Raw genomic sequence first — 23,892 nt, 5'->3', positions numbered from 1 at the left:
GGATCCTATGCTCCCCTTTAAAAATTAGAGTCCGAGCTCCGAGGTTGTTGGTAGGTCGCTAGTAGATGGTAATTCAGTTTTTATTCGGCAATTGGTTATTGGCGCAGTTGCCAGTTTGGCACGAGCTTTATCAATGTCACCACAAGTTGCAGCATCATCATAAAAATAAACTGTTGCTACGACATTTGAGACAATCTGCCCTTGGATAAATTGATCTATTAATACGCTAAATGAGACAACCGCTTGAAGCTCGTCGTGGTAAATATAGAAGTAGATACTGTCTCTATGTGGTCTGCTGATGTCGTGCCTCAAATATGCTTGTGCCCGATTGAACTCGTCATAAAACAACGAATATTCAAAATCAATACTACCGTTGTTTAAATATCGGTAACGTTTGTATAGTAAGCCATTCGAATAGTTATATTCAGTATCTAAGTACTCTGACTCACCTTGGTAGGTGGTTAGTTCTTTGCTGGGTTTTCCAGCGTTGTTATATTCAAATCGCTCAGAGCTACTTGTTTGACTTACTAAGTCGCCAAATTGATCTTTACGGGTAAAGTCTATCGTTGAACTAGCGTATCTAGCATTTTGGTTATCCCAAACATATAGGTATTTAATTTCATCGCGTAAGTATAGGAAATCCGAGTCAAACGTAGAGTAATTTTTAACATGTCTTTCAACAGTGTTCACTTCGCCACCGTCTTTAACATAGCTGTATGCAATTTGTTGCATTATTTCGTTGTTGCTGTTGTAGCGTGTTGATTTAGTAAGATTGTTATCACTTTCGTACTCGTAGTCTCTATACACTTGGCTATTTGTAGTTGCTTGAAACACTATATCGGCGTTCAGGAATGCTGAAATGTCTCTTACCTGATACTCGCTATCTGTCTCAGGGTCATAAATCGTTGTACTAATTGGCGCTTGCATTGTTTTTGCATAAGCCAACCTTTGATATTTAATTGGGGCTGATACTGTTACTTGTTGTTGATCCCCTGTGCTGGTGGTAACGGTAAATTTATCCTCTATTGAATCTGAGTTAAGCTGTTTTACCTGCTCGAAGTCGAAGTTATTTGGTTTGTAAGCCCATTGACCATTTGCTTCAATCGAAAAACTACCAAATTCACCGGCTAGATTGTTTTGTGGGGCAAAAGTTGCAGTTGAATTTGATGTTAACTTGCCTTGAATAGTATCGTCATCGTAAGCATCAAAGGTGACTGATAAATCACCGGTTACTTTATTAGCCGTGTTTTTGCCATCACCATCTGATGAGCCACCACAAGCGACTAGGCTAGTTATGAGTGCAAGCGTGCTAAGTTTTTTTATCATATGGGGTTCCTTGTTGTTTTTTTATATCAATTTAATGCTGTTAGACCAAGTTCTTCAGCGGTAGGCAGCGCTACTGTTGGCGGTAAGCCATTTTTAATTCTACATTGGCTTGTCGCCAGTACATTAACGGCGCTTTGGACTCTATCTACATTGCCACATTCAGCTGTATCATCATATTGATAAACATGGGCTGCTAATGTAGTTGCTGTGGCTGTATTTGTTTCGTATGAATCTTTTTCTATTACAAATGCAACAATTGCATTTATCTGTGGGTGGTAGGCGTAGAACTGAACTGTAGTCTTATTAGTTAAATAGTTCTCTAACACGTAGGCACTTTGACGGTTATATGCATCATGGTGGTAGCTATATTCGCGATACACACTACCGTCTTCCCGATACCTGTATTGTTTGGTTAACTCCAATTCATTATTTATGTATTGGTATTCTCTACTTTGATATTCATTTCCGCCGTCGAAGCTTGTGTATACAGCCGTTTTTTTGCCATAAAAGTTGGCGTATTTATATCTCGTTTCAACTTTAATTTCGCTATGTATCTCGCCCAAGGAGTTAAAGTATTTAGTTTGTCTACTATAGTTGGATATTCTGTAACTAAGGTCATCAAAAAACTTGTATTGATATGTTGAATTAAGCCTTTGGTAAAAAATGTTGCCTACGCCATTTATAAATGATTTAACACTTCTGTCGAAACCCGTTATTTTGCCGTTTTCTTTTTTGTAAATGTACTCTGATTGATAGCTAATATCACCTTCGAAGTTATAATCAGTACGAAGTGTTAAATTGTTGTCGGTTTTGTATTCTAAATCCGTGTACTCATAACTTTCTGCGACCATTTGCTCAACAGACTGTGTGTCTAAAAGCACATAAAGGTCTACCGAGTTACCCTCGTATGGCACTCTTATTTTGGTTATTCGCGCTAGCCTTTGGTATTTGACTTCCACTGTAATTGTGACAGTTTGGGTTTGTCCATAACTGGTCGTTACAGTAAATACATCATTGAAGCTATCAAAGTTGTATGTTTTTAATAGATTGTAATTCGCAGGATGCGCTGTGTATGTCCATCTACCGTTCGCATCTATGGAAAATTTACCAAAACGCCCAGAGTCGTTTGTTAATACATTAAAAGTTGCGTTACTACCGCTAGATAATTTTCCGCTAATTGTATTATTTTTACTTAAGGCAACAATAGTCGCGTGTGTATCACCTGTTATATTTAATTCATTGTTATTGGATGGAGCTTCAGCTTGATTATTGTCTTTTGCTTCAGTTTGGTTGTCGGTGCTACTAGAAGAACCGCCACAAGCAGTTAACGTGGTAAATAGGCCGAGTGTAATAAGCTGTTTTAACATTGAAATATCCCTGTTGTTATTTTTATTTGCTACCGGTGGCATTTTGTTGCGAATTTGTTTGATTGTCAAATAGGTTGTTACATTTTGGGTTTTAAGAATGGAAAGGGGGAGAGTCCCCCTTAATAAATTAGAGCCCTAGCTCGGCAGCTGTTGGTAGGCTAGCGGTGGATGGTGATTCAGGTTTTATACGGCAGTCGCTGTATATACCTTGAAACGATTGCATTTTTTCTAGCTCGTATTCACTACATTTATCGACGTCAGTAAATTGTGTTAAGTGCACTGTTATTGGAAAGGTCGTTTGGCTTAGTTTGTAATCTTCCGCTGGAATAGAAAAGTGAATTACCGAATCGATATCATTATTGTAGATGAAAAAGTGTAAGTCGACTGTAGGCCCTTGCTGTAATCTATTTGCGATTTCTGTTTGAACACGTCCATAACTGTCCCAGTTTCTTTGTATACGGTAAAGCTGTTCACCATCGGGTGTGTATATATTTAGTGATGAAAAGCCTTTTTGATTGGCATAAATATATTCTGATTCTTTGTAACCCTGTGGGTTTTGTTCATCCGTTCGATATATAGAACTAAGTTGATTGTTACCGTTGTAGTTATAATTTCGAACAGAGATAAAGTTGAAGGTTTCGTCGCCGTTGTGATCGTAGTATATAGCATTTGAAGTAGATACTTCATTACGCTTTTTGGCATTATTCCAAAGGGTTTCTTCAGTCGTTTCAATTACCGAGAAATAATTACCGTTGAAAAAGTGCATGTTATGACTAGATATAGCCGTAGTATTTTTGTCTCGTACAATTGTTATTTCTGTGTGTTGACTAATCTGATTATCGCTATCCCACTCAATTTTATCAGTCAAGTTTAGGTTGCTGTCATAAATATAGTCTGTGTAGGTTTGCCTATTTGAGGCAAATAGTTGCACTTCCCCTGTGTCTAATAATTTAGCGATTTCGGCAAAGTTGTTTAACGTGAAAGTACTAGACGAGGATATAACTTGGTATTGAGCGTTATCATTAGAGTTGCTATTTGATTCCCCGCAAGCCGATAAGGCAGCGCATACTGCTACTAGGCAGAATTTTTTTAACATTACTTGTTCCTTATTATAAATTTTTATTTCTAGTGCTTTGGTGTTTAGCAATGAGGGCAAATATAACTGAGTTAATTTATAAAATCCTCATAAACATAAGCTTTTTAACCTTTTAATAATATGATAGCTTTTGAACCTTGGTTATTTTACTAAATTTGCAGAAATATTTTAAAAAACTGTTAAAATTACTAATCTTATTAATACTTATAAAACTATAATAAATAACGGACTTAAACTTTTATACGGACAGCCAGCATTAATATGGGTAAGTTATGCATCAAATAGACTGGCGTCAGCTCGCAGCTGACTTTAATCCTGACACACACTCAATTATTAACGGACAAGCTTATACTCCAAAGTCGGACAACTTATTAACTAAGTTTTCGCCTGTGGATAATCGCAGTTTACAATCTGTATTGTTATGCAGCCAATTGGATGTCGACATTGCAGTAAGTAACGCGCGCCAAGCTTTTAACGACAAACGTTGGCGCGGCAAAAGCATCAACGAGCGCAAAAGCATTTTGTTTAAATTTGCTGATTTAATTGACCAGCATACACAAGAGCTGGCGTTAATGGATGCTCTTGAAATGGGCAAATCAGTCGAAAACTTGGTTTTTGACGACATTCCTGTTGGTGCGGCGAGTATTCGTTGGTTTGCCGAAGCATTAGACAAAGCTTACGACAATTGCGCGCCACCGCGCGATGGTGCTTTAGGTACTATTACTCACGAGCCTTTAGGTGTGGTTTCGGCAATAGTGCCGTGGAATTACCCTATGATTATGGCCGCGTGGAAGATAGGCCCTGCATTAGCCGTTGGTAACTCTGTTATTTTAAAACCTGCTGAGCAGTCTTGTTATTCGGCAATTTTGTTGGGCAAGTTAGCTTTAGAAGCGGGCATACCTGAAGGTGTGTTGAACGTCTTACCGGGTGATGAAGTTGCAGGTTCGGCTTTAGCATTGCATATGGATGTTGACGGGGTATTTTTTACTGGTTCAACTCGAGTGGGTAAACTCATTATGCAATATGCTGCGCAATCGAACTTAAAAAAGGTTGCGTTAGAGTGCAGCGGTAAAAGCCCGTTTATTTTATTAGATAGCTCTAAACAACTTGAGTTTGCCGCGCAAACTTTAGCTCGCCACATCTTTTTTAATCAAGGGCAAATTTGTTCAGCAGCGTCGCGGTTAATTATTGATAAGTCGATGTTGAATGACTTTTTACCTTTGGTGATTGAACAAACTAAAGTTTATCAACCTAAAGATCCACTTAATATCGAAAGCCGAGTTGGTGCTTCATTCTGTCATTCTCATTTAGCTAATGTGCAAAAACAGGTTGATCAAGCGGTCGCCAATGGTGCTGAATTAATAGCCGGTGGTAAAGCCATTGAGCCCATTGCAGGTGGTGCTTATTACGCGCCGACTATTTTAACTAACGTGACCAATGATATGTCGGTTGCGCGTGAAGAAATATTTGGCCCAGTATTGTCGGTTATTACTGTTGATTCTGAAGCGCAGGCGATTCAAGTAGCTAACGATACACCTTTTGGTTTGGCTGCTGGGGTGTGGACTGATGATTTTTCCACTGCGCATAGAGTAGCTCGTGAACTTAAAGCGGGTAGTGTACATGTAAACTCTTGGGGTGAAGATGATGCTACCGCACCTTTTGGCGGGGTGAAGCAGTCTGGTATGGGTAAAGATAAATCTATTTGGGCTTTGCGCCAATATGCGGATGTGAAGTCTACTTGGTTTAAATTTGCTTAGTTTGGGTGGAAAAAGCCAGTATTAAGCATGATTTTCTAAAATCGCCGTGAATATATCCCTATAGGCTCTGCTTTATCATCCCTGATAAAGAAGTTTTAGAAAATCAGCGTTAAGACTGGCTTCTATTCAACTAAAGTGTAATAAGTCGCTGTTATTTAGCTGGCTCAGTCACACCTTCAGTTGTCATATGAATACGCTGAATTGTGCCGTCAGCATTGTAGTGCATTTCTTCAACCGCTACTGAGCGACGGAAACGGCCACCACTTTCTTGACCTGGTTTAGGCGGTAAACTACCTGTGTGATAGAAGAAGTAATCTTTACCTTTGAAAGTAATAACAGATTGGTGATTTGTTTCACTGTTACCAGCTAACTCATTTAACACACCTTTAAATTCCCAAGGACCATGAATGCTCTTACTCATTGAGTAACAAATTTTCTCAGGGAATTCACACGCATAAGTTACATAATAATATTCATTTTTCTTATGTACCCAAAGTGCTTCAGTGAAGGTAGGTAGGTCTAGTGTTTTAATTTCGCCGTCTAGCTCAATTAAATTGTCTTTTAACTTAACGTATTTTGGCATTAAGTTACCAAAAAACATGTAAGTGTCGCCGTTTTCTTCTACCCAAATTGCAGGGTCGATATCGTCCCAATCATTTGGAGTGTGTTTGGTCATGTCATCAGTAATTAACGCACTGCCACGGGCATCAACAAATGGACCAAATGGACTTTTTGAAGTTGCAACACCAACTGCAAAACCTGGTTTGTCATCTTTATGGCGAACTGTTGTGTAGAAGTAGAATGTGCCATCACGCTCAATCATGTGTGCAGCCCAAGCATCACCTTTTGCCCATTTAAAGTCAGTCGCTTTCATAATTGGGCCGTGTTGTGTCCAGTTAACCATGTCTTCTGAAGTGAACACTAACCAGTCATGCATTTGGAAAAATACATTGTTGCTAGGTGACTCGTCGTGACCTGTATACAAATACACTTTGCCATCGTGAACCATAGCAGCAGGGTCTGCAGTAAATACGTTGTCGAATAAAGGGTTTTTCGCAACTGCTTGACTACATAATAGTGCAGTTGCCGCAGCAGCTAATGTGCGTTTAACAAATTTCATGTTGGCACCTTACTAAGTTGTTTGAATATTGTTAAATAGTAATACTATATATTTATTTTAATTTGTAAATATTATTTTGCTTTTTATTTACTGCAGTAGCCCACTTATTTATTACCTAGCCAATAGTTCGAAATTCGACCCATAGGCCATATCCATTGGTTTACAGTAGTATTTATCTAAAATATTTTTTAAATAGTATTACTATATGTTTATATTTTGCAATTGTTGTGTTATCTTTGCTTATTACTAGGATGTTAAAACTAGTTTAACTAACTTTTAATTGGGGTTATGGTTAGTTAAAGGCTAAATTGGTCAATCACTTGCAGTATTTTTAGGTACGGTTTATGAGTTCACATCAACTTTCAAAATTAGAAAAAATAGGTTTTGGTGCGGGAGACATGTCGGTCAACGTCGTAATTTCTTCGATGTTCTTGATCATGACTTTCTTCTATACAGATATTTTTGGGCTCAAACCCGAAGACTTAGCAACTATGTTTTTAGTTGTACGTTTGTTAGACGGTATTACCGACCCATTAATGGGTATTATTACCGATAACTGCAAAACCCGTTGGGGCCGTTATCGTCCGTTTTTACTCTTCTTATCTATACCTTTTGGTATTTCAGTATTTTTAACCTTTAGCACACCAGATTTTGACTACAACTCAAAACTTGTGTGGGCGTATTCAACTTATATATTTGTCACCCTGATGTTTACTGGCGTTACCATTCCGTATATCTCATTAATTGGTGTGATTACAGACAATCCGAAAGAGCGTTTATCTGCTAATGGTTACCGCTTGTTCTGTGCAAAAGTGGCAGCGTTTTTAGTCACCATTATTGTACCTTTATTAGCTAACCACGAAATGTGGGATGGTAACACGGCAGCTGGTTATCAAGCTGCTATGGGCTTAATGGCTATTATTGGTACTTTGTTGTTGTTGTTCTGTTTCGCGACAACTAAAGAGCGCATTGAGCATAAAGTAGACTCACGCAGTTTATTTGAACAGCTAGGTGTATTATTCCGCAACGACCAATGGGTAATTTTAGCTTCAGTTTGTTTATTAGGCACTATTGGTTATGCCGTGCGTTCAGCTGTTGCCTTATATTACGCCAAGTATTACTTAGGCGGCGACGCTGGTTTCCAATCACTGTTTTTATCTGTATCTGTTGGTGCGGCTATTTTAGCTATGGTTGCTTCTACCTGGATCACCAAAAAATACTGCAAAGTTCAATTATTCCGCATTAGCCAAATCGCCGTTGGTGTGATCAGTGTTGCTATGTTTGTTTTGGTACAACCGGGCGACATGATGTTGGCATTGGTTTTATATTTCTTGTTGTCGTTTGTTGTTGATTTACACGCACCTGTATTCTGGTCAGCTATCGCAGAAGCAGTTGACTATGGTGAAGCGAAAAACAAAAGCCGAGTTTCAGGTATTGCTTATGGCGGTATCACCTTCTTCCAAAAAGCGGGCATGGGTATCGCTGGTTGGATGGTAGGTATTTTGTTGGCGCATTATGGTTATGTCGCCGACCAAGAACAATCAAGCGAAGCTTTATTTGGTATCGCTATGATGTTGTGCATTATCCCGGGTTTCTTCCATAGTTTGGTCGGCGCGATTATGTACAAATATGTTATTACTGACGAATACTACAATGATATGAAAGGGTCATTACAAGTAGAAGTTAGATAATCGATTGAATTTAGTTTATCTCGACATCGGAGGCGCAATAGCCCGGTAATTTTCGCAAAAACGCTAGAGTGGGTAAATAAGTGTGGTGCGGAGTCGACAATTCCTCCCTGAAGGAGAGGCCCTGTCGCCATCCATGACTCCACCTCATCAGACTGCGAAGCTATGCTTCGGTTCTGATTCGCCCATGAAAAAGAGATTTTGCTCTAAATTATCCGGCCTATTTGCTTCAATTATCTGATGGCGGGGTGTGTAAGAATTAACAAAATCCAAGTTGTAATTTATTGGAGTTTTTATGAGTTTGATTAAACCATTGATCGAGCAACGTGCTGATCCTTTTATCTTTAAACACACAGACGGTTATTATTATTTCACCGCGTCTGTACCAGCATACGATTGCATTGAATTGCGCAGAGCAAAAAGCATTGCTGAGTTAAAAAATGCTGAAGGAGTTGCTGTTTGGCACAAGCCAGATACAGGCCCATATTCAGAGCTTATTTGGGCGCCTGAAGTTCATTTTGTTGATGGCAGCTGGTATGTGTATTTTGCTGCAGCACCAAGTCGCGAAATTGTTGATGGTTTATTCCAACACAGAATGTACGTAATTCAGTGTGACGATGCTAACCCATTAACAGGCGAGTGGAAGTTTATTGGCCAAGTTGATACAGGTATAGATACCTTCTGCTTAGACGCAACTGTTTTTACCCACAAAGGTATACTATATTACTTATGGGCGCAGAAAGAGAATCATATTCAAGGTAACTCAAACCTATATATAGCGCCGATGGAAAACCCAACCAAAATCAGTGGCAAACCTGTGATGATCAGTAAACCTGAATTCGACTGGGAAATCCGTGGTTTTTGGGTAAACGAAGGGCCAGCTGTGTTAAAAAGTGATGAGAAAATTTTCGTTACTTATTCAGCAAGTGCAACTGATGAAAACTACTGCATGGGTTTATTAAGCATAGATCAAGAAGCTGATTTATTAGAACCAGCCAATTGGACTAAAGCACAGCAACCTATCTTCAGAACTGTGCACGAAGCAAAAATGTTTGGCCCAGGTCACAACAGTTTCACTAAGTCTGAGTGTGGTAGCAAAGATATGTTGGTATTCCACGCGCGTAATTACACAGAAATTGAAGGTGATCCGTTGTGGAACCCTGACCGTCATACTTTTGTTAAATCAATTGAATGGCAAGACGGTGTGCCTGTATTTGGTACAGCAGCAGATGCTGAGGATATGATCCAAGGTTAATTATTTTGCCTTAGACGACAAATATAGGCCGGTGGCTGGGAGCAATAAACAAACCTTCTAAGCCATGGATGGCTCGGCAGAGCCCCAAGGAAGGGTTTATGCGTGTTTGTGTTTGATTCCAGCCACTGGCCGAGAAATATACAATATTAAGTATAAATTGGATTTGAACATGGTACGCAAGCAGCTAAATAAATGGTTTAAACAAACAGTCGTAATGGGTGCATTAGCACTGGCCAGCACACACGCAAGCGCAGCTAAATTGCAGCTCTACTCATTAGATCAAGTTGAATTAAAAGACAGTGCATTTTTACATGCACAACAAACCAATATTGACTATTTATTGCAACTGGACGCAGATAAACTGCTTGCTCCATATCGCCGCGAAGCTGGCCTTGAGCCAAGAAAAGAAAGTTACGGCAACTGGGAAAACACAGGCTTAGACGGACATATAGGCGGCCACTACCTAACCGCATTAAGCTTAAGTTATGCATCCAGCAAAGACCCTCGTTTATTAGAGCGCCTGCAGTACGCAATTGACGAATTAGTCATCATTCAAAAAGCCGGTGAAACTGGTTATTTAGGCGGTATACCAAAAGGCCCTGCAATGTGGCAAGAGGTTGCTGGTGGCAAAATAGAAGCAGATTTATTCTCTATGAATAAACGCTGGGTGCCTTGGTACAACATCCACAAAATGTATGCTGGTTTGCGTGATGCTTACCTAATTGGTGGCCAAGCAAAAGCCAAAGACATGTTATTAAAATACGGCGAGTGGACTAAGTGGTTAGTTAAAAACTTATCTCACGAGCAAATTCAAACCATGTTGATTACTGAACATGGTGGCATGAATGAAGTATTTGCCGACATGTATGCCATGAGCGGCGATGAAAGTTACTTAAAACTCGCGCGTGACTTCTCACAATTAAGCATTTTAAACCCACTGCTGCAAAATCAAGACAGACTAAACGGTTTACATGCCAATACCCAAATTCCAAAAGTGGTTGGTTTTGCCCGAGTAGCTGAAGTGGCTGGCGATAAAAAATGGCAAGCCGCGGCTGAGTATTTTTGGGATCGCGTGGTTAACCATAGATCAACCGCTATTGGTGGCAATAGCGTCAAAGAACATTTCCATTCGTTAGATAATTTTGAAGCCATGATCACGGATATTGAAGGGCCAGAAACCTGCAATACCTATAACATGCTTAAATTGTCGAAAATGTTGTACCTAACAACCAAAGACAGTAAATATTTAGATTTTTACGAACGTGGCATGTACAACCATATTTTATCGTCACAACATCCAGAGCATGGTGGGTTAGTTTATTTTACCTCTATGCGTCCTGGACATTACCGCATGTATTCAGATGTTGATCACGCCATGTGGTGTTGTGTTGGCTCGGGTATTGAAAATCACGGTAAATATGGCGAGCTGGTATACGCACATGACGAAAACAACAATATTTATGTAAACCTATTTGTTAACTCCAAACTGTATTTACCAAAGCGCGGTGTGACTCTTGAGCAGCAAACAAGTTTCCCAGAGCAAGCTAGTTCAAAAATTATTGTCCAAGGTAGCGGCGAATTTAAGTTGATGTTGCGTCAGCCTTCATGGTTAAAAGGCGACAAAATGGATGTTTGGGTGAATGGCTCCAAACAAAAACATGCCAAAATTGAAAATGGCTATGTGGTGTTAAACAACTCATGGCAATCGGGCGATTTAGTTGAATTTGAACTGCCGATGCAAACTAAAGCCGAAGCATTGCCGGGTGATACTAACCATTATGCGGTTGTTCATGGGCCATTAGTTATGGCTTCAAAAGTAAATCCTTTCCCGAATGAGCAGCTTAACTTTGTCTCGGATGATAGCCGCATGGGTCATATTGCCCGTGGTGAAATGTGTCCACCAGAAGCCTTGCCTGTTATTTTGGACGATCCAGAAAAGTTTGTTAAAGGATTAAAACCAGTTGCTGGCCAACCACTGGCATTTACTGCAAGCAAGAATATTGATAACCCATTAGCTGAGCCTGTTGTATTGGTACCTTTTTACAAGTTGCACGATACACGCTATCAAGTTTATTGGCCTAACACCTCTAAAGCTGAATTGGCTGATTTTAGAAATAAAGCGGCAATTGAAGCTGCGAAATTAGCTGAACTAGAAGCGAAAACCGTTGATAAAGTGGCACCAGGTGAGCAGCAGCCAGAGTCAGATCACTTTTACCAAGGTGAAGGCAGTGAAGCTGGTGTGCATATGGGTAAACACTGGCGTCACGCCCATGCTTGGTTTAGCTATCAGTTAAACAATACTGGTCATGCCGGTAAATTCATTCGCATCACTTATTTTGGTTTAGATAATGGCCGTAACTTTGAAATTCACCTAGCTGGGCAAAAAATTGCTGATGTAGCGCTTAAAGGTGACAAAGGTGCAGACTTCTTCACTGTTGATTACCCAATTCCAGCAGAGCTATTAAAGGCGAAAAAAGACAAGCTAGAGATCAAGTTTGTTGCTAAAGCTGGTTCAATTGCGGGTGGTATTTACGGTGTCAGATTGATGTCTAGCAAATAAAACAATAGTAAAATAGTATTACTATTGTAAAAATTAGGTTATCATATAAGAGATTAATTTAACTTATAGGCGTATTTGTGGGGATAATTGTTTGAATCCAATAAATATTACGCCGCAAGCTGGTTTAACACGGACCGAAAAGGTAGCTTACGGCGCAGGTGACTTTGCAATTAATGTTGCTTATGCGTCTATGATGTTATTAATTACCTACTTTTATACCGATATTTTTGGTTTAAACCCAACTGATCTCGGTATCATGTTTGTGGTCGTGCGCACACTTGATGCATTGCTTACGCCTATTATGGGTTATTTAACTGATTCTTATATCAGTCGTTATGGCCGTTATCGTCAATATCTACTCTATCTAGCTATACCTTTTGGTTTATCAATCATCTTAACTTTCTCAACACCTGAATGGGCTTATTCTGGTAAGTTGATTTGGGCGTATTTGAGTTATGGTTTATTTAGCTTGATGTTTACCGCTGTGACTATTCCATACATTTCTATATTGTCGGTTATGACAGATTGCCGCAAAGAGCGCCTTTCAGCCAGTGGATACAGATTACTTATGGCTAAATTAGCCGCTTTTGCCGTAGTATTTTTAGTGCCTATAGTTACAGGTGCGGAATTTTGGCATGGCGATATTCAAAGTGGTTATCAAACCACTATGTTGGTAATGGCGCTACTAGCCAGTGCATTTTTGTTGGTGTGTTTTGCTGGGGTGAAAGAGCGTATTCACCATGAACATCAGCCTATACCTATGCTGGAGCAAGTTAAACTCATATTTAAAAACCAACTACTTGTATTGTTATGCTCTTCTTGTGTGGTCAGTACTATGGGTTTTATGGTACGTGGCGCGCTCGCGATTTATTACGCAAAATACTACCTAGAGTTACCAGCACAAGGACAATCGTTATTTTTAGCAACCAATGTAACTGCTTCCATTTTGGCAATGTTAGCATCAACTTGGATCACTAAACGTTATTCAAAAATTCGCCTCTTTTATAAAAGCCAGTGGTTAGCCGGTGCGATAAGCTTGGCGTTATTTTTAATAGTAGACCCAAGCCAAGTTGGTTTAGCTTTTGCGTTATTCTTTTTATTAAGTTTTGTGGTTGATCTACACGCCCCAGTTTTTTGGGCGTCTATCTCGGATGCAGTGGATTATGGCAATCGCAAATTTGGCAAACGTGTTGCCGGTTTATCTTATTGTGCCGTATCTATGAGTCAAAAAATGGCCATTGGTATATCCGGTGCATTTATTGGTGTGTCGTTATCTTATTTAGATTACAACCCAAGCCATCATCAAGCGTCGCAACATACAATTGAGGGTATTGTGGTGCTCTTTACAGTATTGCCTGCCATATTTCATATCGCAGTTGGTTTTATAATGAAGCAGTATAGATTGGTGCAGTTAGCCAATATTCGCCATGCTGCAAAAAAAGAAGCAATTAACGCCAAGTTATCAGTGCGCTAGGGTTGGCACCCCAGCGACTCTTTGTTCGATATCAGCAGCTATTTAAACCGCTTGTTTTGCACCTTCGTCGGTAACATTTAATAGCGTTAACATTTCAAAATGTGCGCGCTCAGCATTACGCGCTTGAATACCGACCAATACAGCTTTGTGCATAGGTAATGACGCTTGCCAATATTCTTCACCCCTGTGGGTCGTGATATCAAATGAACGATATAAAGCTTCGGCTAACATAGTGCCAAACGCATCCATTAAACCATTGCCAGATGCGGCTAAAATAGATTGGTGGAATTCAACGTCTGAAATGAGCGTTTGCTCTGTACCATACTCAGCTGCTTCCATTTTATTGTAAGCAGTTTCAATTGCTGCAATTTGCTCATCAGTACCATTTTTAGCTGCTAATAAAGCCGCTCTTGGTTCAATTGCTTGGCGTAATTGAAATAAGTCAGCCAATACTTTTTTGCTTTGGGCGCTGGCAAAACACCAGTTTAAAACGTCAGGGTCGAGCATGTTCCAATATTTTTTTAATGAAACTTTAGTACCCGTTTTAGGTTTGGATTCTATTAAACCTTTTGCCGACAAAAGTTTAAAAGCTTCACGTAGGGCTGTACGCGAAATTTCAAACTCTTCCATTATCTTAGCTTCTTGAGGTAAATTAGCACCTTGTGTGTAATACCCATCAACAATACGCTCACCTAAAGTGTTCGCAACCTGCCCATATAAACTACGTTTGTTAACCGTGCGCTTGTTTTCCAACATAAGTTTGAATCCAAATTATTATTCTGACCGCTATAAATTATCGGTATGATAATATTTTATGCAGGTTTGCAAAAGGGTTTGTTGCAATTGAGTGAAAATTAGGCGGGGCGTCCCCCAAAAAGTCGCCTCGGGTACAACCCTTGAACTGTGAAGCTCAAGGCGGGTAACAACACTCTACCGTAGGCTTCTCGGTGCATGCCGAGCCTGCTCAATAGTACAGATGGTGCCACCCTTAATAAAAGTTATCAGCTCTGGGATATAACCCAAAAACGAACATCTCAGGGGAACAAAACTGTTTAGCAAATTATGCTTTATTTGCTTAGGGCGCGCACTTTAACAGACCTATTCGCTATTGCAAGCACTCAACCACCAATGTATCTATTTTAGGTTTTGACTGACGCTTTTTCCAGCTAAGCTTTGATAATTATTAATCACATCCAAATAATCATTGGTTATTTGACTATCTGGTTTGTTGCTATCGTTGGGCGGTGATAACATAGCGTCAGTTTAGTTTGACACAAAGAGTATCCTAATGGCTGAGCCAATTTTACCTGATTACGATTCTTTTGACTTTTTCCTGCATCAAAACGAGTTGCCGTGTACCGCAGCGGAAATTCACGGCATTATTTGCGGCTGTTTAGCAGGTGGCATGCCTTTTCAAAGTGGTCAATGGCGTAAATTTGTTAGTGAGTTTGCTTTGCAAGAAGCTGAGTTGACCGATGAAGTCGCGAGCAAAATGCAAGAAATCTACAAAGCGACTTATGAACAACTATTAGATCCTGATTTTGTTTTTGATGTATATATTCCTCGCACTGAAGATATTCCATTAGCAGAACAGGCGCAGATGTTAATAGAGTGGTTAGCTGCGTTTATTTCATCTTTTGGCGCAACTGTCGGTGAGCGTTTTGCCAATGTGGACAAAGAAGTGCGCGAAGCGTATCAAGATTTAATTGCGATTAGTCAGATGGATACTGAGATGGAAGAATCTGAAGAAAACTTAATTGCTTTTGAAGAAGTGGCTGAATATATCCGCATGACCACTATTATGTGTTTTAGTGAGTTAGGGGATAAAAGTGGTGCACAAGCCGCTGAGCCTGGGGCAAAGCCAACCTTGCATTAGCCGAACAGCCGAGTAGAGCTTGAGCAACGCCGGAGCATGAAAACTTTAGAGCATAATTATCGCAAAAACGCTGTAAATACGTCCTTGTACGCTTCGCTTTTTCATCCCTGAAAAAGAGATTTTGCTCTAAATTATTGCTCTAAAATTTTCTTGAGCATTTGTGCTTTGCTCTGGTTAGGTTAAAAACGGTTAGCAACAAAAATCACACAACAGGATTAAAAGATGATTGAGCAAGTAGAATTTTACAATCGCCGCCAAGCGGTATTGGCACAAATGGTTGATAACAGTGTCGCAATTATTGAAGCTGGGCAGGAACAAACGCGCAGTAACGATACTGAATATCCATTTAGGCAAAACAGTGATTTTTGGTATTTAACTGGTTTTAACGAACCGGATGCTTATTTGGTTTTGGTTAAAAAAGCAGATATGGAAGAATCTTGGGTGTTTTGTCGCGCGAAAGATAAATTAGCTGAAATCTGGAATGGTCGCCGCATGGGGCCAGAACTTGCGCAAGCAGAACTTGCTGTCGATAAAACCTTTGCTGTAGCTGAGTTTAATCAACATATTTTGCCTGTATTAGATGGTTGCCAGGCTGTGTATTGGCCGCACGGACAAAACAAACTCGAGAAAACTGTGTTGGCTTTAGTACAAGATATTCGCCGCAAAGGCAAATTAGGTTGTCCACCTTATCAATTTAACGACTTATCGCGCATTGTGCATGAAATGCGTTTATTTAAAAGCGCGACTGAAATTGAAATTATGCAACAAGCGGCAGACATTAGTGCCAATGCACATAAACGCGCAATGTCTTTTAGCAAAGCTGGTAAGTTTGAATATCAGTTAGAGGCGGAAATTCAGCATGAATTTGCTATGAATGGTGCACGTTTTGTTGCTTACAACAGCATTGTTGCTGGTGGTGATAACGCTAACATTTTGCACTACACAGAAAATAGCGAAGAGCTGCAAGACGGCGATTTAGTTTTGATTGACGCAGGTTGTGAACTGCAAGGTTATGCTGCTGATATCACCCGTACTTTTCCTGTTAATGGTAAATTCTCACCCGCACAAAAAGCGGTTTATCAAATTGTGTTAGATGCACAGCTAGAATCGATGAAATTATTAGTGCCGGGCAATACTTTGAAGCAAGCAACCGACAGAGCGGTTGAAGTGATCACCCAAGGGTTAATTGATTTAGGTATTTTGCACGGTTCCCTTGAGGATAATATTCAAGCGCAAGAGGGCCAAGCCCCCGCTTACCGGCAATTTTTTATGCATGGATTAGGACATTGGTTAGGTTTAGATGTGCATGATGTAGGTCAATACAAAGTAGACCAACAAGATAGACAATTACAAAAAGGCATGGCGCTAACAGTCGAACCTGGCATTTATATTAGTAAAGAGGCTGACGTGCCAGATGAATACAAAGGCATTGGCATTCGTATAGAAGACAATATAGTGATCACAGAATCTGGTCACAAAGTATTAACCACATTAGCGCCAAAAAGTATTGAAGACATTGAAGCTTGGATGCAAGGTTAATCTATGCAAACAGAGTTAAATTTTGATTTAGTTATAAACGGTGGTGGTCTTGCGGGTTTAACCCTAGCTGCTGCTTTGGTTGCGCTTGCAAAACAGCACAAACAAAACTTAATCAAAATTGCTATTATTGAACCCCAGCCGATTGATTTAGCTGCCGACTACCACCCGAGCTTTGATAACCGTGCGATTGCTCTAGCCTATCATTCAGTACAATGTTTTAAACAATGGCAAATTTGGCCGTTAATTGAGTCATATGCGCACCCTATCAAACAGATAGAAGTATCAGAGCAATCGAGTGCGGGTTTTAGTTATATTCATCCAGATAACCAGCATCAATTTTTAGGTTATGTCGCAGAAGCACAAGCTTTGGGTGTTGGTTTAAAAAAGTATTTAAAAGATGCAGACATCAGTTGGTTTTGCCCGAATAAAATAGCTGAAATGCATCAGCACACAGCGCATGTAGAGTTAACTTTAGATGACGGACAAAAGCTCAACACTAAATTGATAACCAGCTGCGATGGTGCCAATAGTCCACTTAGACAAAAACTCAATTTGCCAGTTGAACAATTTGATTACCAGCAAGTGGCTGTCACCACCAATGTGCAGTTATCTCGCCCGAGTGAATCTATCGCTTATGAAAGATTCACAGAAACAGGCCCACTGGCTATGTTGCCAATGTCGGCTGATAAATATGGTTTGGTCTGGTGTTTAACAGCTGAAAAAGCGCAGCAAATGTTAGCTGCAAGCGATGCTGAGTTTATCAGTGCGCTGCAACAAAAATTTGGTTATAGAGCCGGCAAAATTGAACAAATTGGTAAGCGAGCCAGTTATCCTCTTATTAGTTTAGTGATGCCGCAGTTGCATCATCATAGAGTGATCTTTTTAGCCAATGCATCCCATACTTTGCACCCAGTGGCTGGGCAAGGGTTTAACTTGGGGGTGCGTGATATTGTTGCTGCAGCTAAAGTGATCCAACAAGCTTCACTAGCACAGTTAGATATTGGTGAGTATCAACATTGGTCTGGGTATTTAGCGCAACGTCAGCAAGATATTCAACAAATGACAGCAGCAACCGACTTTTTAGTGAGAAGCTTTTCTAACACATATCAGCCGTTGCAGTTAATGCGTAATATTGGTTTAGTTGCCTTAGAAAATTTGCCTGTAGCCAAACGTTATTTTGCAAATTTTGCTATGGGTTTTCGCAATTCTTGAGAGTTAATTTATGCTGAATAAGCACGATGTAGTGATAGTGGGTAGTGGTATGGTTGGCGCAAGTTGTGCGCTCGACTTAGCCCTTGCCGGATTAAGTGTTGCTATTGTCTCGCCAGATTTACCAACACAACCCACCGACATTTCACTAGATGATGAAAAGATAAATAATTCATTACGTTATAGCGCACTTAATCAAGCATCTATTAATGCATTTAGTCGCTTGGGTGTATGGCCTTTTGCCGCTGCTGCTTATCAAGATATGTTGGTGTGGGATAAAAACAGTGTTGGCAAAATTCACTTTAGTGCCAGTGATGTTGGCACTGAGCAGCTAGGGTATATTTGTAATAATTTATTAGTGCAGCAGGCTTTGTTAAAACAACTAGCTGAACTGAAAAACTGCCAGTTTTATTCAGCGAAAGTCAGCCAAATTGATAACTCGCAAGATAATCCGCTGTTGCAGTTAGACGATAATAAATTATTACAAACTCGCTTTTTAATTGCCGCCGATGGCGCAAATTCTAAAATTCGCCAATGGTTAGATTTACCTATTAGTTTTTCTGATTATGGCCAAGATGCGATTGTTGCCAACGTACGTGTTGAGCAGCCACACAACAACACAGCGCGGCAGATATTCACCCCTACAGGCCCATTAGCTTTATTACCTTTGCAAGACTCGAATCTATGTTCAATTGTTTGGTCGCAAAACCGTGAAACTGCGCAAAATTTAATGGCACTTGATGATGCAGAGTTTAACCATAAACTAACCGCTGCGTTTGATGCGCATTTAGGTTTAATTGAGCTAGCCTCAGAGCAGGTTAGTTATCCGTTAATGGCGCGTTATGCACAAAACTTTATCCAAGGGCAAAGTATCGTAATTGGTGATGCGGCGCATACTATTCATCCATTAGCTGGGCAGGGCGCTAACTTAGGTTTATTAGATGCTTTTGCTTTTGCGCAAACGCTTAAAACTCATTGGCAGGATGATGATGCTAAGTTAGCTGTGGAACTAAGAAAAACCATGCGTTGGCGTCAGGCCGATGCGCTTGAAAGGTTGGCTGCCATGGAGGTGTTTAAACGCACTTTCTCCAATGATATTGCCCCAGTTAAATTCTTACGTGCAGCTGTGATGAATGGGTTAAATCAAATTAAACCAGCGAAAAGCCAAATGAGTAAAGTGGCTATGGGGTTAACGGGTAAATTACCGGATATTTGTTTGCCGAATTAGTGTTTATCTAGTTATCTTGAGTTTAGGTTAGTTAGATTTAACTCAGCATAAGTTAAAAGAGAGAGGATTTACGGATGAAAAAGTTTTTATCATTAATACCAGCTGTTTTATTGATGAGCGCCTGCCAAATATCGATCGAAGAAGATGACGACTCAGCAGAGGTTGATTGGGAAACCTTGGTTGCTGGCACTTGGCAAGCATGCAGTGAATTGGGTTTTGGCTCTGAGTTATATACCACAATGCAAGATGGTGGATATTGGCAAGATACGACTGAGTATTTTACCGATAAAGAATGTAAGGAGTTGGATACAACTCAAGATGCTGATGTCTTTACTGGTACTTATACGTTAAAAAATACGCTTGTATTGGAAGATGGTGTTCGAGCTGTTGAGGTTGATTGGACATATGATCAAACCGACGAATTTAACGATGGTGAATGTTATTCGTTATATTCAGTCGTCGGCGGCTTTTTGTATTTTGGTGATATTTATTCAGAAGATTTTGATTGCTCTACGCCTGAAAAACGTAGTGTTAAGTTAGATTACGATTTTCCGTTGGTTAAAATAGCTGATATTTAGTTTTTACTGAATCGCTGCTAGGTATGTGCTACTAAATCGAAGGTCAATGGAATATTGTTCGCAAAAAAAGCTTGGGCTCTGTGGCATCGAAGTTCAAGCTGATTGGGATATTTTTTGCAAAATCGCTGCAAGGCCATCCATGGCCCGCTCTCAAACGGTATCCCTACCGATTGGAGGTTTGGCAAAAAACACTCCCAACCATCTTGCACTGTAGTTGAGTTTCAGTTTGATAAATAGCTGCTTAAACTGTGCTAATTAAATCAGAATGCTAATGGAATATTGTTCGCAAAAACGCTTCAAGCCCGTCCCTGGGCCGCTCGCAAAAGATATCCCTCTCTTTTGAAGTTTTGCTCACAACATTTCCATTAACCTTCTTCGGTTCTGAGTGAACTGGACATTTTGAGCTTTCCAGCCTTTTTCTTAAAAGAAACATAGAAACTCTAAGCGCTAACTGGAATTAATAACCGAGGACTGGGGTTGGATTTTCCGAAACAGAACCTACTTGGCATGGATGCCAAGTCGGAGCTTACATGGACGTACTTGCAGCGTTTCTGCTTGGGAAATGCAAGCGCAGGCCGACTATATTTCACTATGTTTCAGTTCACCAATGTTTAATCATACAAATCCAAACTTCCCCCAATGGCAGCGGTATTTTCGCAAATCAGCTTTTCATTTAAAAACGCCGCTAAATAATTTGGCCCGCCTGCTTTCGGCCCTGTGCCAGATAAATTCATGCCACCAAAGGCTTGGCAACCAACCACAGCACCAACTTGATTGCGGTTAATGTAAATATTGCCAACTTGCGCATCCATTGCAATTTGCTGCCACAAATGCTGATTACGCGTATGTACCGCCATAGTTAAACCATAACCCATAGTTTGCATTTGTTTTAAAACTGTTTGGCTCTCTTGATAGGGACAAATATGTAACACAGGGGCAAATATTTCTTGCTTAACTTGGGGGATGTCTTCAATTTCTACCAAAGTTGGAGGGACAAAATTATGCTCGTGTAATTGCTCGGCAAGCTCAGAAGGAATTTTAGTTTGATAGATAATTCTAGGCTGAACAAACTCTGAATTTAAGTAATGATTGACCGCGTCTTTCGCATCCTGATTAATCACAGCCGCTACATCGGTGGTTTGTTGTTGTGCTTCGCCAACCACTAATTCAGCCATAGCTTGTTGCAGCTTATCTTTAATCTCAGCATAAATGGATTGATGAACAAGCAAAATCCGTGTGGCAGAGCACCTTTGTCCGGCACTTGCAAAAGCTGATTCAATTACATCTCGCACGACTTGCTCTACCAAAGCACTGGCATCAGCCAACATAATATTAATGCCACCTGTTTCGGCAATAAGCTTTACATTATGCGGGTGGCTTAATAACTGCTGGCTAATATGTTTGCTCGCAGAATTAGAGCCGGTAAAACACACACCACTCAAATAACAGGGGTTATCACTATAAGTTTGATGATAATTCAGTAACTTATTTGATATCTGTTTACTCGGCCCTGTCAGCAACTGTAATACCCCTTTGGGCAAACCTGCTTGACTAAATAACTGTAAACAATAACGACTAATAAGCCCAGTGCTTGATGCAGGTTTAGCAATAACTGTATTGCCAGTTATTAATGCAGCAACAACTTGGCCTAAAAATATCGCTAGTGGGAAATTCCACGGGGAAATACATACAAAGGTGCCTTTCGCTTGGTAAGTTAATGTGTTTTTTTCGCCTGCTGTATGTGCCAATTCTTGCGCGGAAAATCGCTTAATTTGTGCTGTGTAGTAATAACAAAAGTCGAGCGCTTCGCGCCACTCGTTTAATGCGTCTTGCCTTGTTTTGCCCGCTTCATATACCAATAAAAACAACAAATCACGCTGATGTTTAACCAGTTGCTGGGCGAATTTATTTATCACGCTGATGCGTTGCGTTACGCTACTATGCCATTGAATCTGCGCTTGTGCTGCGGCCGTAAATATTTGTGCATAATCGTATTCTTTATCTAAATTACTCGCGTAATGACATAACAAAGATTGCAGCCAAGTGTGACTGCAAGTTAACAATTGTTCGCTATTAATTTTATGCTCTGCCAACATCACTTTTACCGGTTGGAAGAAACTGTCATTCGGCAGGTGGTTTAAAACGTTATCCAAATTATGTTGTTGTTTACAATCGGATAAATCAATTCCGGCTGAGTTGATTCTATCTGGAAAAATATCAGAGGGATTTTTCACTTTGAGGTGAGAATCACTCAGTTGGTTTAGGTTTTTAAGCATAGAGTCTATTGCGATAGACTCATCGGCAATTTGATGAACAAAAGATTGATTCGCGCCATTTTCTAACAAGCGTCTAATCAAATAGGGCAGTACTGTTTTGTGATTGCCAACGGGCGCGTATTGGCGAATAGGGTAGTTGTTCGTTTTTGCAAATTGGCTGAAAAACTCACTGCCCATACCATAGAGCTTTTGCCATTCAAGCGCATGTTCAACTTTACCTGCGTGTTTAATTAATTGCTCAATTTGGCTGATGGTAATTATGTTGTGGCCAGCAAATTGAGGTTTGAGCCAAGTGTTGCCGGCATTTAATAAAAAACGTGCACAAACTAAATAACTCAAATCTGAGTGTTGTTTTTGCCGAAAAACTGGATAGTTATTTAACCCTAGCTGTTGAGCCTGTTTAATTTCACTGTCCCAATAAGCGCCTTTAACTAAGCGCACAGGAATAAAACTTTTATATTGGCGGCCAAGTGCATTGAGCCATAACAGGGTTATTAGTGCACGTTTGGAATAGGCTTGCACTGCAATACCAAGTTTATGCCAGTTTTCTAGTTGCTTGTTGCACCGAATACTGGCAAAAATATCTAGGCTGATCATTAATTTATCTGCTTCTTCGGCATCTATAGTCAGGCCAATATTCGCTTTGTGAGCGGCCAAAGCTAAAGTTAATACACGCTCAAGCAAGATGGGTTTTATGCGCGCATACTGTTTTGCGCCAAAACGGCCGTGTAGTGCCGACAATTTAATTGACACAGAATGTTGCTGCTTAGCAGTATCTTGGCTGAGTTGATGAATTAAATTGTGGTAACTATCAAAGTAGTTTTTTGCATCTTCTTCTCCAACCGCCGCTTCACCTAAACAGTCGAAGCTACACAAATCGTCTTGCTGATGAGCACGTTGCAGTGCTTTATTATTGGATTGGGCATAAACAAAATGTTGTGCAAGTTGCTGCATACTTTCGCGCATGCCCAAATAAATTGCTGGAGCGGAAACTTGTTTCAGACCTTGTTGTAGGAAGTCGTGCAGCTGCTGTGGTTTTTCATCGACATAATCACCTAATAGGTAATGACTTAACTCCAATAATTTATGTATGCCGACAGCTATTTTGTTGTTATTTGCTTGTGTTGTATCCCTGGTATTTTCGTGAGCAATTTGCCAGTGGTCGAGTTTATCTTGAATCAGTGAAATCGCACTTTGTTTGTCTTTAATCCGTAAAAAAGCTTCGGCAAGATGCATTAACGCATTACCTTCAACAGAAAATAAGTCTAACTGGCAAAAAAATGATTCTGCCGCAAATTGGCTTTTTTTAAGATGTTGGCGGTTTGATTGCAGGCGCTGTTTTATTGGTTTGTCGTCAAAGCTGATGTTTAATAGCTGAGTAAGTTGTGCAACCAACTCATCGTCATCAATTAAATGATATTGGTACAGAGCTTGTTTCAACGAGTATAAATCGGCACATACATCTGGAAGATGTTGGGAAAATATCTGTTGATTGAGTTGCATGACCAACCTCGACAATCGAGTGTTTGTTATCAGTATAGTT

Annotated in this window: 16 protein-coding genes and 1 other RNA gene; 10 read left to right on the top strand and 7 right to left on the bottom strand. The window is 40.1% G+C overall.

The genetic code is table 11. The features are described from left to right. Window positions 1–24 precede the first annotated feature (24 nt). The 3 genes from ACMZOO_RS06435 to ACMZOO_RS06425 form a co-directional block, all read right to left on the bottom strand. Window positions 25–1,326, bottom strand: coding sequence for a VCBS domain-containing protein (locus tag ACMZOO_RS06435; protein ID WP_440905883.1), 1,302 nt, complete (start codon window positions 1,324–1,326; stop codon window positions 25–27). A 26-nt stretch (window positions 1,327–1,352) separates the two neighbouring features. Continuing rightward, a complete protein-coding gene (locus ACMZOO_RS06430) occupies window positions 1,353–2,693 on the bottom strand; it encodes a VCBS domain-containing protein (protein ID WP_440905882.1) in 1,341 nt (446 codons plus the stop codon). Window positions 2,694–2,820: 127 nt separating this feature from the next. After that, window positions 2,821–3,789 carry a hypothetical protein gene (locus tag ACMZOO_RS06425; RefSeq protein ID WP_440905881.1) on the bottom strand — a complete coding sequence of 323 codons (969 nt, stop codon included), beginning with the start codon at window positions 3,787–3,789 and terminating at the stop codon, window positions 2,821–2,823. Window positions 3,790–4,061: 272 nt separating this feature from the next. On the opposite strand from ACMZOO_RS06425, the gene ACMZOO_RS06420 reads away from it, so the two are divergent. After that, window positions 4,062–5,546 (top strand): aldehyde dehydrogenase family protein, encoded by a 1,485-nt coding sequence (locus ACMZOO_RS06420; RefSeq protein WP_440905880.1) that lies wholly within the window; start codon window positions 4,062–4,064, stop codon window positions 5,544–5,546. Between the two features lie 151 nt (window positions 5,547–5,697). Here the strand turns inward: ACMZOO_RS06420 and ACMZOO_RS06415 are convergent, their stop codons facing one another. After that, entirely contained in the window at window positions 5,698–6,666 is a 969-nt protein-coding gene (locus ACMZOO_RS06415) for a glycoside hydrolase family 43 protein (RefSeq protein ID WP_440905879.1), read from the bottom strand. Window positions 6,667–7,010: 344 nt separating this feature from the next. Here ACMZOO_RS06415 and ACMZOO_RS06410 point away from each other — a divergent pair, with 344 nt between their 5' ends. The 4 genes from ACMZOO_RS06410 to ACMZOO_RS06395 all read left to right on the top strand — a co-directional run bounded on the left by ACMZOO_RS06410 (window position 7,011) and on the right by ACMZOO_RS06395 (window position 13,643). After that, the gene (locus ACMZOO_RS06410; RefSeq protein WP_440905878.1) at window positions 7,011–8,357 is read left to right on the top strand and encodes an MFS transporter; all 1,347 of its coding nucleotides are present in this window, start codon (window positions 7,011–7,013) and stop codon (window positions 8,355–8,357) included. A 292-nt stretch (window positions 8,358–8,649) separates the two neighbouring features. After that, window positions 8,650–9,609: a glycoside hydrolase family 43 protein gene (locus tag ACMZOO_RS06405; RefSeq protein WP_440905877.1), complete on the top strand. Its 960-nt coding sequence runs from the start codon at window positions 8,650–8,652 to the stop codon at window positions 9,607–9,609. A 169-nt stretch (window positions 9,610–9,778) separates the two neighbouring features. Next, on the top strand, window positions 9,779–12,169 hold the full coding sequence (locus ACMZOO_RS06400) for a beta-L-arabinofuranosidase domain-containing protein (RefSeq protein ID WP_440905876.1): 2,391 nt from the start codon (window positions 9,779–9,781) through the stop codon (window positions 12,167–12,169). Between the two features lie 91 nt (window positions 12,170–12,260). Next, window positions 12,261–13,643, top strand: a complete 1,383-nt coding sequence (locus ACMZOO_RS06395; protein ID WP_440905875.1) for an MFS transporter — start codon at window positions 12,261–12,263, stop codon at window positions 13,641–13,643. A gap of 42 nt (window positions 13,644–13,685) precedes the next feature. Here the strand turns inward: ACMZOO_RS06395 and ACMZOO_RS06390 are convergent, their stop codons facing one another. Together ACMZOO_RS06390 and ssrS are read right to left on the bottom strand one after the other, a co-directional pair. Continuing rightward, a complete protein-coding gene (locus tag ACMZOO_RS06390) occupies window positions 13,686–14,399 on the bottom strand; it encodes a FadR/GntR family transcriptional regulator (RefSeq protein WP_440905874.1) in 714 nt (237 codons plus the stop codon). Window positions 14,400–14,506: 107 nt separating this feature from the next. Further along, window positions 14,507–14,687, bottom strand: a non-coding RNA gene (gene ssrS / locus ACMZOO_RS06385) — 6S RNA. A gap of 244 nt (window positions 14,688–14,931) precedes the next feature. On the opposite strand from ssrS, the gene ACMZOO_RS06380 reads away from it, so the two are divergent. The 5 genes from ACMZOO_RS06380 (at window position 14,932) to ACMZOO_RS06360 (ending at window position 20,073) form a co-directional block, all read left to right on the top strand. Continuing rightward, window positions 14,932–15,519, top strand: a complete 588-nt coding sequence (locus ACMZOO_RS06380; protein WP_440905873.1) for a UPF0149 family protein — start codon at window positions 14,932–14,934, stop codon at window positions 15,517–15,519. Window positions 15,520–15,741: 222 nt separating this feature from the next. Then, window positions 15,742–17,058, top strand: coding sequence for a Xaa-Pro aminopeptidase (pepP, locus tag ACMZOO_RS06375; protein ID WP_440905872.1), 1,317 nt, complete (start codon window positions 15,742–15,744; stop codon window positions 17,056–17,058). A gap of 3 nt (window positions 17,059–17,061) precedes the next feature. Next, window positions 17,062–18,270, top strand: coding sequence for a 2-octaprenyl-6-methoxyphenyl hydroxylase (ubiH, locus tag ACMZOO_RS06370; protein WP_440905871.1), 1,209 nt, complete (start codon window positions 17,062–17,064; stop codon window positions 18,268–18,270). A 10-nt stretch (window positions 18,271–18,280) separates the two neighbouring features. Beyond that, window positions 18,281–19,495, top strand: a complete 1,215-nt coding sequence (locus tag ACMZOO_RS06365) for a UbiH/UbiF/VisC/COQ6 family ubiquinone biosynthesis hydroxylase (RefSeq protein ID WP_440905870.1) — start codon at window positions 18,281–18,283, stop codon at window positions 19,493–19,495. A 74-nt stretch (window positions 19,496–19,569) separates the two neighbouring features. After that, window positions 19,570–20,073, top strand: coding sequence for a hypothetical protein (locus tag ACMZOO_RS06360; RefSeq protein WP_440905869.1), 504 nt, complete (start codon window positions 19,570–19,572; stop codon window positions 20,071–20,073). Between the two features lie 611 nt (window positions 20,074–20,684). Here ACMZOO_RS06360 and putA read toward each other — a convergent pair. Continuing rightward, a complete protein-coding gene (gene putA / locus ACMZOO_RS06355; RefSeq protein WP_440905868.1) occupies window positions 20,685–23,852 on the bottom strand; it encodes a bifunctional proline dehydrogenase/L-glutamate gamma-semialdehyde dehydrogenase PutA in 3,168 nt (1,055 codons plus the stop codon). Window positions 23,853–23,892: the final 40 nt, after the last annotated feature.

The organism is Catenovulum sp. SX2, assembly GCF_052056295.1.
Taxonomy (GTDB): domain Bacteria; phylum Pseudomonadota; class Gammaproteobacteria; order Enterobacterales; family Alteromonadaceae; genus Catenovulum.
The sequence above is the reverse complement of the archived record's forward strand: the minus strand, read 5'-3'. Positions and strand labels throughout refer to the sequence as shown.

Coding starts and splice junctions, on each gene's coding strand:
- ACMZOO_RS06435 (WP_440905883.1), bottom strand. CDS start 1,326: ATGATAAAAAAACTTAGCACGCTTGCACTCATAACTAGCCTAGTCGCT.
- ACMZOO_RS06430 (WP_440905882.1), bottom strand. CDS start 2,693: ATGTTAAAACAGCTTATTACACTCGGCCTATTTACCACGTTAACTGCT.
- ACMZOO_RS06425 (WP_440905881.1), bottom strand. CDS start 3,789: ATGTTAAAAAAATTCTGCCTAGTAGCAGTATGCGCTGCCTTATCGGCT.
- ACMZOO_RS06420 (WP_440905880.1), top strand. CDS start 4,062: ATGCATCAAATAGACTGGCGTCAGCTCGCAGCTGACTTTAATCCTGAC.
- ACMZOO_RS06415 (WP_440905879.1), bottom strand. CDS start 6,666: ATGAAATTTGTTAAACGCACATTAGCTGCTGCGGCAACTGCACTATTA.
- ACMZOO_RS06410 (WP_440905878.1), top strand. CDS start 7,011: ATGAGTTCACATCAACTTTCAAAATTAGAAAAAATAGGTTTTGGTGCG.
- ACMZOO_RS06405 (WP_440905877.1), top strand. CDS start 8,650: ATGAGTTTGATTAAACCATTGATCGAGCAACGTGCTGATCCTTTTATC.
- ACMZOO_RS06400 (WP_440905876.1), top strand. CDS start 9,779: ATGGTACGCAAGCAGCTAAATAAATGGTTTAAACAAACAGTCGTAATG.
- ACMZOO_RS06390 (WP_440905874.1), bottom strand. CDS start 14,399: ATGTTGGAAAACAAGCGCACGGTTAACAAACGTAGTTTATATGGGCAG.
- ACMZOO_RS06380 (WP_440905873.1), top strand. CDS start 14,932: ATGGCTGAGCCAATTTTACCTGATTACGATTCTTTTGACTTTTTCCTG.
- pepP (WP_440905872.1), top strand. CDS start 15,742: ATGATTGAGCAAGTAGAATTTTACAATCGCCGCCAAGCGGTATTGGCA.
- ubiH (WP_440905871.1), top strand. CDS start 17,062: ATGCAAACAGAGTTAAATTTTGATTTAGTTATAAACGGTGGTGGTCTT.
- ACMZOO_RS06365 (WP_440905870.1), top strand. CDS start 18,281: ATGCTGAATAAGCACGATGTAGTGATAGTGGGTAGTGGTATGGTTGGC.
- ACMZOO_RS06360 (WP_440905869.1), top strand. CDS start 19,570: ATGAAAAAGTTTTTATCATTAATACCAGCTGTTTTATTGATGAGCGCC.
- putA (WP_440905868.1), bottom strand. CDS start 23,852: ATGCAACTCAATCAACAGATATTTTCCCAACATCTTCCAGATGTATGT.